Origin of the sequence: Cohnella lubricantis, assembly GCF_014212015.1 — a bacterium.
In the GTDB taxonomy this organism is placed as follows: domain Bacteria; phylum Bacillota; class Bacilli; order Paenibacillales; family Paenibacillaceae; genus Cohnella; species Cohnella lubricantis.
Window position 1 is genome coordinate 45,305 of the sequence record NZ_JACJVN010000024.1, and the last position, 12,819, is coordinate 58,123.

The following is a 12,819-nucleotide window of genomic DNA, read 5'->3' on the forward strand; positions in this document are numbered from 1 at the left end:
TAATATAACCTGCCGTTTCGTGAAGGAGGGTTCCTATGACACGAATTCCGATGATGCTGCAGCTTGCACTGATACTGTTCTTGGTGATGGCCATCCCGACGGGCATCCTGTCTTGGTATAGCGGCTCGCAGATGCTGCGCAATTCAGAGGAAGCGATCGCGGAATCCTCGCTTGCGGGGCTGAACGCGAATCGAGAGCTCAACGAGAATGCGTTGAACAACTTAGCGCAGGATACAGTGCGCCTTGCCGTGACCAATATTTTCGACCGGATACGCAGCTTCGAGACTTTCGAGGAACTGAACGCGAATTACAGCAATGTGAGCAGAGCGTTAAGTATTATGCAAGAGCTGCTGAATTTGAATCATCGGGTGGATGGCGTCTATTCGACCTTCTTCTATCTCGATCATTCGGACTACGTTATCTCCACGGATAGGGGCATTACGGCGCTGGAGCGCTATGAGCCGATCGATTGGATGGAGGAGGCGCTTGCCGATCGCCAAGGGATCAGCGGGGTATGGTACCCGCGCAGGATGGCTTCGGGGGTGAACGTGGTATCGTATGTGCTGCCCTTAAGCCGTCTATCCACGACAACCCGGGGAACGATTGTCGTTAATATGAGAGAGAGCCAGATCGGCGAATACTTGCGCTCGTCGGAGCCGGGAGAGCACGGCTACTCGCTCCTGGATTCGGACGGTACGATTATCTCTCATAACGATAAGTCCTTGCTTCTCGCGAGCGTCGAAGAGCAGCCGTTCATGCAGGACATTCTGGCAGACGGAACAGCGGAGGGCTACGCGTTCCGCGAGCTTGAAGGCGAGCATCTGCTGTATACGTGGTCACGGTCGGAGCTGTTCGGCTGGTGGAATGTGAACGTCTATTCGATGGATGAGCTGATGACCAAGACCTACAGGGTGCAGCGAAGCAACATTCTGACTACCGCCGTTATTCTCCTGGCAGGGACCATTCTGACCGTCTTCCTCGCGACATGGCTGTCCAAGCCGGTTCGAGAGCTGGTGAGGACGGTCCGCGCGCACGGCCATCAGGGAGCATCGAACAAGAAGAACGAGCTGGCCTTCCTCAATGCTGCGTTCCGGCGAATGCAGGAAGAGGAGGAAGGGCTCTATAAGCTGCTGCGGGAGCGCGAACAGGATACGCGCAGCCTCGCGCTTCATCATTTGCTGCGCGGCGAAGTGACAAGCCAGATCGCGGAGATGTTCCCCGAGCGATATTACCTTGTCGCCATCGTCTCCATTGATCGGTACCGGCGGTACGTGAACAAGACGAATCCGGAGACCCGGAGCTATCATCGATACTTGCTCATCTCGCAATGCGAGAGATTGTTCCCGGTTGGGGTGAACGCCAGATCCATCTATCAGGGAGACGGCTGCTTCGCCATCGTCGTCAATTACGGACAAGAAGAATCGGATCGCGGTCTCGAGGGGATCAAGGAAGCGCTCGACCTGATCCGGGATCAGGCTGCAGGATTGCTCGGGCATTCGGTGACGATCGGTGTCAGCCGAGAAGCCGAAGCGAGCTCCATGGTCTCGGAGCGGGCGGTGGAAGCGATGGAGGTCATTAAGCACCGCATGATCGAAGGAAGCGGAGGCATTACCTTCTGGCGCCAGGAAGCCGATCGCAGCAAGAAATACATCTATCCGGCGAACAGCGAGAGGCGCATGCTGAACTTTCTGGATGCCGGCGATCTGGGCAGCATTGTCAAGGAACTGGCGATGATTCGGCAGGAGATTCAATCGGTCGAGTATATCTCCTACGATAATATTATGTTTATCTACAATCAATTGGTGGGCGTCACCATCAAGCATCTGCGGGAGAGCAATATTAGCACGGCCCATATCTTCGCGGGACGCGGGAATATCTATTCCACCATTGCGGCCATCGATACGTTGGACGAACTGGAAGAATATCTGCGCGAGTTCTTCGGCGAGATCATTCAATACCTGGCGCGCAACCCGAGCGAGCTTAACTACGGCGAGCGGATTATTCGTTACCTGGAGGAGCATTATTGCGAAGACATCGTGTTCGAGCATATGGCCAAGGAGATCGGAATCAGCTATTCGTATATGCGCAAGATCGTGTACGAGCTGACCGGCAAGAGCCTAATCGACTATACGAATTCGCTGCGAATCGAGAAGGCGAAGCAGCTGTTGCTGGAGTCCAGCTTGAACATGACGCAGATTGCCTCGGAGGTCGGATACTATAACGTGCAGAGCTTTAACCGATTCTTCCGCAAGTACGAGGGCATGCCCCCTAGCAGCTACAAAGCCTCCAAGTCACGGACATCCTGACAGATCCGTTCATTTTTGTTCCTCCACATCAGAATTGATTATTTATCAAAAATGACATCCATAATCAATACTCACGATTTACTGGCTGCCGGCTGGGAAGGTATGATGCAGCCATGACCTGGCTTCGAGTCCGACGCTCAACAAGACAGGGGGAATACAAGCTGAGGGGGGTGAAAAGGTAATTTGAAAGCGCTTCATAAAAACGAGGCCGCTTTAACCGGACTCAAAGCGAACAGCCGGGGACTATCCTTCTATTTCCGGCGTGACTGGCAGCTCTATACGCTGCTTCTGATCCCGCTGTCCTTTGTGCTGGTGTTTAAGTATGCGCCTCTATCCGGACTTGTGCTCGCTTTCAAGGACTACAAGATCGCCAGAGGGTTCTGGGGGAGCGAATGGGCCGGCTTCGAAGTGTTTAACGAGATCTTCGCCAGGCACGACTTCCTCCGCGCCGTACGCAACACGCTGCTGCTCAATAGCCTTGACCTCGTCTTCAGCTTCACGATGCCTATCGTCCTAGCGCTATTGCTGAACGAGATCAAGGGGATCCGATTCAAACGCGTGAACCAGACGCTGCTCTATCTGCCTCACTTCCTGTCCTGGGTCATTATTGGCGCGATTGCTTACCAACTGCTTAGCGAAGGCAACGGGCTCGTGAATAATCTTCTGGAGCAGATGGGCATCAACCGGGTTCCGTTCCTGCAGGAAGACACCCACTGGCTGATCACCTACTTAGCCATTGGCGTCTGGCAGAGCATGGGCTGGGGGACGATCATCTATCTGGCGTCGATTAGCAGCATCAACCCGGAGATGTACGAAGCGGCCATCGTCGATGGCGCAGGCCGGTGGCGGAAGGTATGGAACGTTACGCTTCCTTCGATCCGCGTCACGATCGTGACCCTCCTGATCTTGAACCTGGGCCGAGTGATGGAAGGCTCGTTCGAGCGTGTGTACGCCTTGCAGAACAAGGCGACGACGGAGTACACCACCACCATCCCGGTGCTCGTCTACCGGTGGGGGATCGAGAGCGGGAACTTCAGCCGCGCGACCGCGCTCGGATTGTTCCAGGCCGTCATCGGCCTCGTGCTGGTGCTGCTCGCGGATCGGATCGCGAAGAGGCTCGGCGAAGACGGATTGCTCTAGTGAAGGAGGCGAACCATGAAAGCCGTTAGCGGCACTCTAACGCTGCAGCGCCGAAGGCGCTTCGATATTTGGGATGTGCTCATTCGCCTCATCCTCATCATCGCCTCACTGGCCTGCCTGCTGCCATTCGTACATGTGGCTGCCAAGTCGCTCAGCCAAGACGCCTATGTCATTGCGAACAAGGTGTATCTCTGGCCCCAAGGATTCACGCTTGATGCGTACGGCAAGATCTTTGCCGACGCGAGTATCTTAAGATCGCTGTACGTGTCGGTCCTCGTGACGGTGCTGTTCACCATTCTGGGGATGATCGTAACGACTTGCGCGGCGTATCCGCTGTCGCGCAAATCGCTCAAGGGCCGCACCGTTCTGACGTTTATCTTCATGTTCACCTTGTACTTCCATGGCGGTATCATTCCCGAATATATGCTGGTGAACAATCTGGGCTTGCTCGATACGATCTGGTCGATCATATTGCCGCCGGCGTTCAGCGCCTTCAACCTGCTCATTATGAAGACCTCGCTCTCCAGCAGCATTCCGGACAGCTTGGAAGAATCGGCGCGGATCGACGGCGCGGGACACTTCCGCATTCTGTGGAGCATCGTCCTCCCGCTCTCGAAGCCGATCATCGCGACGCTGTCTCTCTTCTATGCGGTCGGACGCTGGAATACGTATCAAGACGCTCTGTTCTACATTAAGCAGAATGTGGATATTCGGCCGCTGCAGCTGAAGCTGTATTACTTGGTTATTCAGGCAACCGAGAGCTTCCAGCTGGAGGCGACGCAGGTGCAGCTCAGCAACCCCGAGGTGCTGAAGGCGTCGTGCGTGGTATTCGCGACGCTGCCGATTCTCTGCGTCTATCCGTTCATTCAGAAGTACTTCGTTCAAGGAGTTATGTTAGGAGCCATCAAAGAATAATCTCAAGTTTGTCGAAGCGCCTTATTTAAGAATGGAAAATTCCATAATGGGGGAACAATCGATGAGCATGAAGAGAATGGGTTCCACAGTATTAGCGTTAATGATGGCAGTCGGTTTGCTGGCCGCCTGCTCGAACAGCAACAACAATTCGAACGCTAGCAGCAGCCCTAGCGAGTCGACACCGCCTGCGAGCAGCACGGCAAGCGCCAGCAGCTCTCCTAGCGACAGCGCTAGCGGCAGCTTCGCCGATTATTCGAGCGGATTCCCTGAGCGGGTGACTCTTGAGATCCCGGTCTATGAACGCGCATTCGAAGGCTGGAACGTGAGCGACAACTACTATACGCGCTGGGTTCAGCAGAACTTCGGCGACAAGTACAACATCGACGTCAAGTTCGTGCCGATCACGCGCAGCAGCGAAGTGACAGATTACGAGCAGCTGCTCGCGTCGCACAAAGCTCCGGACATCATTTTCCACTATGATATGCCTCAAGCGCTAGCCTACTACGGAGAAGATGTCATGCAAGAGCTGAATTGGGATGAGATCGCCTACTACGCTCCGACTTATTGGAAGAATATGAGCGGGACGATTGAGAAGTACGGCATCGTCGACGGCAAGAAGGTGTTCTTCTACGCCGCCCGTCCGGAGGCCGACAACTTCACGACGCTCATCCGCAAAGACTGGGTCGAGAAGGTCGGCATGAAGGTGGAGGATCTGACTTCCCTGGAGAAGTATAACGAGATGCTGGTGAAATGGAAGGAGGCCGGGCTTGGGGTCGGCGGCGGAAGCTTGCTGCAGAACAACTATACCTTCAACTACGCCTTCCGCGATTGGCCGGTCGATCCTAAATACCGCGCTCTCTATTCCGATCTCGGCGTTGCGGATCTGACGACGGCTGACACCGAGCGTTATCTTCGCAATCTGAACTACCAGTACAACAACGGACTGATTGACAAAGAATTTTATCTGCGCACCGACGACGCCAAGATCAAATCCGAATTCGTCGCGGGCAAGACCGGCACGTACGGCTTCTATCTCGCCAGCAACACCGATGTGCTCTCCGCTACGCTTACGAACAACCCGGATGCGGAATTCGCGGTGCTGCCTCCGACAGCCGGCGTTCCGGAGGGACGTCAACCGCAATCGCGCGGCTACTGGCCGTTCGGCTTAATTATGGGCATCAACTATGAGTCCTCCGCCGAGGAACGCGCCGCGGTCTGGATGTATCTCGAATGGATGAGCCAGCCGGACAATCTGTTCTTCCTGCAGAACGGCGTGGAAGGCCAGAACTACACGCTGGATGCCGAGGGACTTGCCGTGAAGGTGCCGGACTTCGCCGGCGAATCCAAGCTGTCCAATAACAACAACAAGGACTACTGGGCTCTCGTCACCGAGATGGCGCAATATCCAGACCCTGCTGTGACCCGCAAATCCTACATTCAGAACTGGGCGCCTCCGGGCTACGAGAATCTAGCGGAAGACATGCTGAAGTATTATGAGCAGACCGCGGAGTATCGCACGCCGGACGCACTGTTCAGCGTCGTGCTCGAGACGGTGAACGAGTACAAGGCGGATCTGAACTCTCTCTTCCAAGAGCTGTACGTGAAGTGCGTTCTCGCTCCTGAAGATCAGTTCGATGCCGTGTACGAGGAAGCCAAGCAGACCTATCTCGATGCGGGCTATCAAGAGATTCTCGACGAGAAGCAGAAGGCGATCGACGCAGGCCAATTCAGCTAAGGATATCGACTGCGAATAGGAGATAGAACACACTTAACAGAGCCCCTGCTCCGGCGGGGGCTTTGGATATGGAGGCATGGATTGTGAGAATTAACGCAAACGCAGCCGATTTGAAGCGTGTCATCGGAAGTGTGGTCGACTACACGCTTGACATGGATTTGACGTGGGATTGGCCATGCGGCGTCGCCTATTACGGCGTCAGCCGCGCATTCGAAGTGACGGGTGAGGAGGCCTGCCTGGAACGGATGGCCGCCTGGTGCGACGAGTACATCGAAGCGGGTTTGCCGGTATGGACGGTGAACGCGTGCGCCATGGGCCACATGCTGCTCACGCTCTATGAGCAGACGAAGGAGCAGAAGTACCTCGATCTCATCTTAAGCAAGGTGGATTACCTGCAGCATAAGGCGCTTCGCTTCGGGGATCGGGTGCTGCAGCATACGGTGTCGGCGAAGAACGACTTCCCGGAGCAGTGCTGGGCGGATACGCTGTTCATGGCCGGCTACTTCATGCTCCGCGTCGGCGTGATGCTGGGGGAGAAGCCGCTCATCGAGGACGCGCTGCACCAGTTCTATTGGCACATCAATTACTTGCAGGATGAGGATACCGGTCTCTGGTATCACGGCTACAACAACCTGACGAAGGATCATATGTCGGGCATCTATTGGGGTCGCGCTAACGCGTGGGCGGCTTATACGATGTCACGGGCGGCGAAGGGATTGCCGGAGGGCTATCTGTATCCTCCCATGATGCACATCTGGAGTTCGTTGCGCGACCAGCTTGCTGCGCTCAAGAAGCTTCAGAAGGACGATGGCCTATGGGGCACCGTGCTCGACTACCCGCCGTCTTACGGCGAGGTATCGGCGACGGCGGGCATCGCGGCGGCGATGGTCACGCAAGGCAACCCGCTGCATGCCAAATACGTGCAGAAGGCGCTGGACGGCGTGCTGGCGAATATAACGGACCGCGGCCGGGTGTTGAACGTATCCGGCGGCACGGCTGTCATGAACGATATCAACGGCTACCTTGGCATCGACAAGAAGTGGGCGCAAGGCTGGGGCCAGGGACTTGCGCTTGCGCTGCTGACGGCTGTCTTGGAGAATCAAGAACGGAATGCGGAATGAAGACGTAGCGATGAACCGAGAGCGGAATACGGAATGAACTCGCAAGTTGTTCATCACACCGGCATAGGAGGTTCGAATGGATTGAAGGACGATGATGATCTGTTGCTGCAGCTGCTCGGCGACTGGCCGGAGAGAGGCGTGACCGGCTCCGATCTGCTGCGGGAGGAACCATACGACGGATATCGCCTGCAGACGATCCTGCTGGAATTGGACGGCCAAGAACGCGCCCCCATATCGGTCGCGCTGCCATTGGAGCTCAAAGCTCCGTATCCGCTCGTAGTGTTCAACCATTCTCATGGAGGCAACTACGCGCTAGGGCGCAACGAGCTCGTTCGCGGAGCGGGTTACCTGCTGCAGCCCTCCTTCGCCAAAGCGTTGACGGATATGGGATATGCCGTCTGCTGCATGGACATGCGCGGCTTCAATGAGCGATCGGGCAAGGCGGAGAGCGAGCTGGTGAAGGAAATGCTCTGGCAAGGTCAAGTGCTGTGGGGCATGATGCTGTACGACAATCAGCGTCTGCTCGATTATATGCTGGAGCGCTCGGATATCGACGGGAGCCGCATCGCGACGATCGGGATGTCGATGGGAGGTCTAATGGCGTGGTGGCTGGGAGCGATTGACGAGCGGGTGAGAGTGGTGGTCGATATCTGCGGCCAAGTGGATGCCCATACGCTCATCGCCAAGCGAGGACTGGACCATCACGGCTTCTACTCTTACGTGCCCGGGCTGCTGAAGCACTTCACGACGCTCGACATTCAGAAGCGAATCGTTCCCCGCCCTCGGATGAGCCTCAACGGGCGGCATGACCGGCTGTGTCCAATCGAAGGCGTCGAGCTTCTGGCGAAGGGACTGCGCGAAGCCTATGCCGCAGCCGGCAGTCCCGAGCATTGGCAGTCGGTCGAGACCGGGGGCGGCCATATCGAGACGGCGGAGATGCGGGCGGCGTGGCAGAGATTTCTGGCGAGGTATTTGTAATTAACCAATCCAACTGCTCCATTTTCACCCGCAATCTAGCCTTCCTGATCTCATGATCTCTGTCAGCCACTGAGATCATGCAAGGGCGAACGCTTCCCAAGCGAATCGTGCCGGCGGAGAGTGTGTTCACCGAGCAGATGGCCAAACGCGAAGTCGACAAACGGAAATATTAGCCGTCGGAAGAAGGAACGACGATCCGCCATGTCGAACCATGCAATATCAGCATTGCATATCGTTGTTCCATCAAGGAGGCTTACTTCACTTCATATGCGTCCGATTGTTCTGGGGCTTCTGGCTTCGTTCTTCTTCTCATCAACGTTTATTCTTAATCAGGCCATGAAGCTGTCCGGCGGCAATTGGATGTACTCCGCGTCTTTGCGGTTCTTGTTCATGCTGCCTTTGCTGCTCGCGATCGTGCTGCTGCGGAGGGGCTTGCGGCCGTTGCTGTCGGATATGAAGCGGCGGCCTTTGCCTTGGTTCGGCTGGAGCTTCATCGGCTTCGGCGTCATGTACACGCCGACCTGCATCGCCGCGCAATACGAGCCGGGCTGGCTCATTGCGGGTACTTGGCAAGTGACGGTAGTGGCGGGACTGCTGCTGGCACCGTTATTCTATCGCGTCTCGCAGACGCCGGATGGTCCGGTGAAGGTGCGGGAGCGCATCCAAGGCAGAAGCTTGGCTGTGTCCTCTCTCGTTCTAGTCGGCGCGGCCACTATGCAATTCAGCCATGCGAACGGCTTCGCCGCGAGGGATCTGCTGCTCGGCGTAGTTCCCGTCTTGATTGGTGCTTTCGCTTATCCGCTAGGCAACCGCAAGATGATGGCGCTCTGCGAAGGGCGGCTCGACGCCTACCAGCGCGTACTCGGCATGACGATCGGCAGCACGCCGCTGTGGATCGTGCTGGCTGTCGCCGGCTACAGCCAAGACGGCTTGCCCAGTCCGGCGCAGGCTGGCCAAGCGCTGATCGTCGCCGTCAGCTCGGGCGTCATCGCCACCGTGCTCTTCTTCGCGGCGACGGACATGGCGCGCGGCTCGGCCGGCAAGCTGGCTGCGGTCGAGGCGACGCAGTCGGGCGAAGTTATCTTCGCTGCGACCGGAGAGCTGCTGCTGCTTCCGGTGCCGGTCCCTCCGGCGCTCTCATGGGTCGGCATGTTCATCGTCATCGCAGGGTTGACGCTGCACAGCTTGCGAACCGGCTTGCAGCAACGCGCGGCAGCGGCGTCTTCCTCGCCGAGCGGTTCCGAAGAGGTTCCGAAGCGTAGCGCGCGTTCGGCAGCGATGACCGCAGGCGACGGGGAGATTCGTTAGCGGGCGCGGAATAAGGCAGTTTTGCTGCCTTATTGGATAAGAGTGTTGTGCCAGGCCTCAAATAAGGCACTAAAACTGCCTTGTTAAGCGTAAGATTCGTAGACGGCGCGGAATAAGGCAGTTAAACTGCCTTATTGGGCAAGAATGACTGAGGACAGACGCAAGCAAGGCAATTAAACGACCTTATCCAGCAGATGAGTTGTCCTAATCCCTGGAGCGAGTTTAATTGCCTTATCTATTTGCTATGTTGCCAAGCGGTAGCTTGCTGTCGGCATTGTTTACTTTCCCGTTTGAACGAACGCCTCGACACGCAACCTAATGTCATCCCGCACGCTGCGGAACTGCGCCATAACCTCGTCCTCCGTCCCGGTCGCTCTCGCCGGATCGCCGAAGCCCCAGTGCCGCTTGATCACATTCGGGTTCGAGATGACGGGGCAATGCTCATCCGCATGCCCGCACAGCGTGATGACATACGCAGCCCGGTTCAAGATCTCCGGATCGATCACGTTCGACGTGTGGCCGCTAATGTCGACGCCGGCTTCCTTCATCACTTGGACGGCGCGCGGATTCAGTCCGTGCGCTTCCAAGCCGGCGCTCAGCACCTCGTATTGCTCTCCGCCGATTGCCTTCAAGAAGCCGTCCGCCATCTGGCTGCGGCAAGAGTTCCCCGTGCACAAGAAGTAGACTAGCGGTTTGCTGCCCATACAACTTGAAGCGCTCGATGCGCTCGATGCGTTCGATGCATTCGGTGCGTTCGATGAGCTCGATGCGCTCGATGCGTTCTCCATACTCGACGTACTCGACGCCCCCGATGTGCCCGATGTGTTCAATTGGTCCATATCAGATTGCTCCTTTACTTGTCTGATTAAATTGAACTTAGCCTATAACGGTCAGCCACAGGAAGAGGCCGCACAGCGTAACGAACAGCACGGGAATGGTTAGTATGATTCCCGTCTTGAAGTACGAGCCCCACGAGATTTTGATGCCTTTCCTCGAGAGGACATGGAGCCAGAGCAGTGTTGCCAGCGAGCCGATCGGCGTTATTTTCGGACCTAAGTCGGACCCGATCACATTCGCATAGATAAGCGCTTCCCGCACGATCCCCTGCGCATTCGTTCCATCGATAGCAAGCGCATCGATCATGACGGTAGGCATGTTGTTCATGATCGACGAGAGGATCGCCGCGATGAAGCCGGAGCTGACCGCCGCGATGAACAAGCCTTGCTCGCTCGCCCAATTGAACACCTTGCCCAGCTCATCCGTCAGCCCAACGTTCCGCAGGCCGTACACCACCACATACATGCCGATGGAGAAAACAACGACTGCCCACGGAGCGCCGCGAACGAGCTTCCATGTCTGAACTTCCTTGCTCTGCCTCGCGAGCAGCAGGAAGACGATGGCGGCTGCGCCGGCAATGAACGATACCGGAATCACAATGAATTCGCTAATCAAATAAGCGATCAATAGCACCGCTAGAATGACCCAGGATGCCTTGAACATGCGCATATCCTTAATAGCGTCCGCCGGATTCTTCAACTGCGAGTTGTCATATTCCTTCGGAATGCTTCGGCGGTAGAACCAATACAAGACAAGCATGCTTGCGCCAACCGAGACCAGCGCAGGCGCAATCATGCGGCCCGCGTATTCTGCGAAGCCGATGCCGAAGAAGTCGGCGGATACGATGTTGACGAGGTTGCTGATGACCAGCGGCAGCGAGGCCGTGTCGGATATGAAGCCGCTCGCCATAATGAAGGGGAGAACCATCCGCTCGTCGAATCGAAGAGCCCGTACCATAGCGAGAACGATCGGCGTCAAGATCAGGGCAGCGCCGTCATTGGCGAAGAAGAAGGCGACCGCGGCTCCTAGCAGAATGATATAGACGAACATCAGTCGGCCGTTGCCCCGGGCGGAACGCGCCATGTGAAGAGCTGCCCACTCGAAGAAGCCGATCTCATCGAGAATGAGAGAGAACAGAATGATGGCGACGAACGTTAGCGTAGCGTTCCAGACGATCTGGGTAACGTCCCACACATCGTGGAGATCCACGACTCCGAAGAGAAGGGCGAGAAGAGCGCCGCCGCTGGCAGACCAGCCGATGCCAAGCCCCTTGGGCTGCCAAATGACAAAGACTAATGTGACTAGGAAAATGATGGTAGCGATGGCGAGCATGTGACCTCCAAGTTAACAGCAGCTGTTTGGTTGGTGAGCTTCGATTTGTTGCTTCATCGAGGGCAGCTGGCTTAAGATTTCGCGCAAGTACGGCTTAGCGTCCGCTTGTAACGAGTAATAAATCCACTGGCTGCGACGCGACTCATGAACGATGCCGCCGAGCTTAAGCTTCTTTAGATGCTGGCTGATATTCGGCTGCGTCGTCTCCAGGAAGTCCACCAGATCGCAGACGCACATCTCGCGCTCCTTCAACAAAGCGATTATCGTCAGCCGAGTCTTGTCGGAGAGCAGCTTCAAAGTTTCGGCTATGTCGGCGATTGAGTCCGAGGCTTGCGTGCCAACCATTTTATCCCCTCCTTATGAACTTGTTTGATCGAATCTATTAATTATTCTCAATATATAATCAATCGATTATATTATCAATCACTTATTAACTAGATCGAACCATCAAATATTTTTGATATAGTGCTTGATTTTGTCAAAACGCCATGATAAGATTGGTTCATCAAGAAAATTTGATTCAATTTGGAGGGACATCGCAATGATGAACCATTACGCAATGGAGACGCTATTGCAGCATGAGCAGCATACAATTGAGAACCGGTCGCGGCAAGCTTGGAGATGGGCGGAGCTCAACCAGCCGAACCGGCGGAGCTTTCGGAAAGTGCTAAAGCAGCGCCTGTCACCGATCCTCTCGGGCACACTTCCAACTCGCCAGCCGTCTCAAGCTTCGGTCTGCTGCTCAGCTTGCTGCTAAGAGGGAGGCATGACTCATGTTTAAGGAACTTCCGGTTCTGACCAGCGGCGAAGCCGTTGACTTCACCAAGTACGAAGCCAAGTTCAAAGCTCTCGCAGATGCGAAGCGGCTGCAAATCATGTACGAACTCACCCAGAAGGGCAACGTGTGCGTGTGCGATCTGCAGGAGATCGTCGAGATGCCGCAGTCCAAACTGTCCTATCATCTGAAAATCTTGCTCGAAGCCGGGCTAATCGCCCGCGAGACGAGAGGGACTTGGAGCTACTACGAGTTGAATCACGAAGAGGTCAATCGTCTGCTGTCGCCTGAGCTGTGCTGCATCTTCCGCCATGATGCTCCCAGCGACTGCTGTTCTTAAGCCCTATTGGCGGGCTTTTGACTACCTAATTA

11 protein-coding genes are annotated in these 12,819 nt (G+C 55.9%); 8 read left to right on the top strand and 3 right to left on the bottom strand.

Annotation, left to right across the window (positions count from 1 at the left end):
- The first annotated feature begins 35 nt into the window (after positions 1–35).
- From H4Q31_RS06125 to H4Q31_RS06155, 7 genes are all read left to right on the top strand, one after another.
- Positions 36–2,306 carry an AraC family transcriptional regulator gene (locus H4Q31_RS06125; RefSeq protein ID WP_185178192.1) on the top strand — a complete coding sequence of 757 codons (2,271 nt, stop codon included), beginning with the start codon at positions 36–38 and terminating at the stop codon, positions 2,304–2,306.
- A gap of 183 nt (positions 2,307–2,489) precedes the next feature.
- Positions 2,490–3,446 (top strand): ABC transporter permease, encoded by a 957-nt coding sequence (locus H4Q31_RS06130; RefSeq protein ID WP_185178193.1) that lies wholly within the window; start codon positions 2,490–2,492, stop codon positions 3,444–3,446.
- A 15-nt stretch (positions 3,447–3,461) separates the two neighbouring features.
- Complete coding sequence (locus H4Q31_RS06135; protein WP_185178194.1) at positions 3,462–4,361, top strand: carbohydrate ABC transporter permease; 900 nt, start codon at positions 3,462–3,464, stop codon at positions 4,359–4,361.
- Between the two features lie 61 nt (positions 4,362–4,422).
- A complete protein-coding gene (locus H4Q31_RS06140) occupies positions 4,423–6,096 on the top strand; it encodes a type 2 periplasmic-binding domain-containing protein (RefSeq protein WP_185178195.1) in 1,674 nt (557 codons plus the stop codon).
- Positions 6,097–6,176: 80 nt separating this feature from the next.
- Positions 6,177–7,217 carry a glycoside hydrolase family 88/105 protein gene (locus H4Q31_RS06145; protein WP_311771695.1) on the top strand — a complete coding sequence of 347 codons (1,041 nt, stop codon included), beginning with the start codon at positions 6,177–6,179 and terminating at the stop codon, positions 7,215–7,217.
- Positions 7,218–7,298: 81 nt separating this feature from the next.
- Positions 7,299–8,195 (top strand): alpha/beta hydrolase family protein, encoded by an 897-nt coding sequence (locus H4Q31_RS06150; RefSeq protein ID WP_245347315.1) that lies wholly within the window; start codon positions 7,299–7,301, stop codon positions 8,193–8,195.
- Between the two features lie 267 nt (positions 8,196–8,462).
- Positions 8,463–9,503, top strand: a complete 1,041-nt coding sequence (locus H4Q31_RS06155; protein WP_185178198.1) for a DMT family transporter — start codon at positions 8,463–8,465, stop codon at positions 9,501–9,503.
- A 278-nt stretch (positions 9,504–9,781) separates the two neighbouring features.
- Here the strand turns inward: H4Q31_RS06155 and arsC are convergent, their stop codons facing one another.
- The 3 genes from arsC to H4Q31_RS06170 all read right to left on the bottom strand — a co-directional run bounded on the left by arsC (position 9,782) and on the right by H4Q31_RS06170 (position 12,017).
- A complete protein-coding gene (arsC, locus tag H4Q31_RS06160) occupies positions 9,782–10,207 on the bottom strand; it encodes an arsenate reductase (thioredoxin) (protein WP_185178270.1) in 426 nt (141 codons plus the stop codon).
- A 172-nt stretch (positions 10,208–10,379) separates the two neighbouring features.
- The gene (locus H4Q31_RS06165) at positions 10,380–11,672 is read right to left on the bottom strand and encodes an arsenic transporter (RefSeq protein ID WP_185178199.1); all 1,293 of its coding nucleotides are present in this window, start codon (positions 11,670–11,672) and stop codon (positions 10,380–10,382) included.
- Positions 11,673–11,684: 12 nt separating this feature from the next.
- On the bottom strand, positions 11,685–12,017 hold the full coding sequence (locus H4Q31_RS06170) for an ArsR/SmtB family transcription factor (RefSeq protein WP_185178200.1): 333 nt from the start codon (positions 12,015–12,017) through the stop codon (positions 11,685–11,687).
- A 428-nt stretch (positions 12,018–12,445) separates the two neighbouring features.
- Here H4Q31_RS06170 and H4Q31_RS06175 point away from each other — a divergent pair, with 428 nt between their 5' ends.
- On the top strand, positions 12,446–12,787 hold the full coding sequence (locus H4Q31_RS06175; protein WP_185178201.1) for an ArsR/SmtB family transcription factor: 342 nt from the start codon (positions 12,446–12,448) through the stop codon (positions 12,785–12,787).
- Positions 12,788–12,819 lie beyond the last annotated feature (32 nt).

Excerpts from the sequence above, each read along its gene's own strand:
- arsC (WP_185178270.1), bottom strand. The coding sequence starts at position 10,207 with ATGGGCAGCAAACCGCTAGTCTACTTCTTGTGCACGGGGAACTCTTGC.
- H4Q31_RS06170 (WP_185178200.1), bottom strand. The coding sequence starts at position 12,017 with ATGGTTGGCACGCAAGCCTCGGACTCAATCGCCGACATAGCCGAAACT.
- H4Q31_RS06125 (WP_185178192.1), top strand. The coding sequence starts at position 36 with ATGACACGAATTCCGATGATGCTGCAGCTTGCACTGATACTGTTCTTG.
- H4Q31_RS06140 (WP_185178195.1), top strand. The coding sequence starts at position 4,423 with ATGAGCATGAAGAGAATGGGTTCCACAGTATTAGCGTTAATGATGGCA.
- H4Q31_RS06155 (WP_185178198.1), top strand. The coding sequence starts at position 8,463 with ATGCGTCCGATTGTTCTGGGGCTTCTGGCTTCGTTCTTCTTCTCATCA.
- H4Q31_RS06135 (WP_185178194.1), top strand. The coding sequence starts at position 3,462 with ATGAAAGCCGTTAGCGGCACTCTAACGCTGCAGCGCCGAAGGCGCTTC.
- H4Q31_RS06175 (WP_185178201.1), top strand. The coding sequence starts at position 12,446 with ATGTTTAAGGAACTTCCGGTTCTGACCAGCGGCGAAGCCGTTGACTTC.
- H4Q31_RS06165 (WP_185178199.1), bottom strand. The coding sequence starts at position 11,672 with ATGCTCGCCATCGCTACCATCATTTTCCTAGTCACATTAGTCTTTGTC.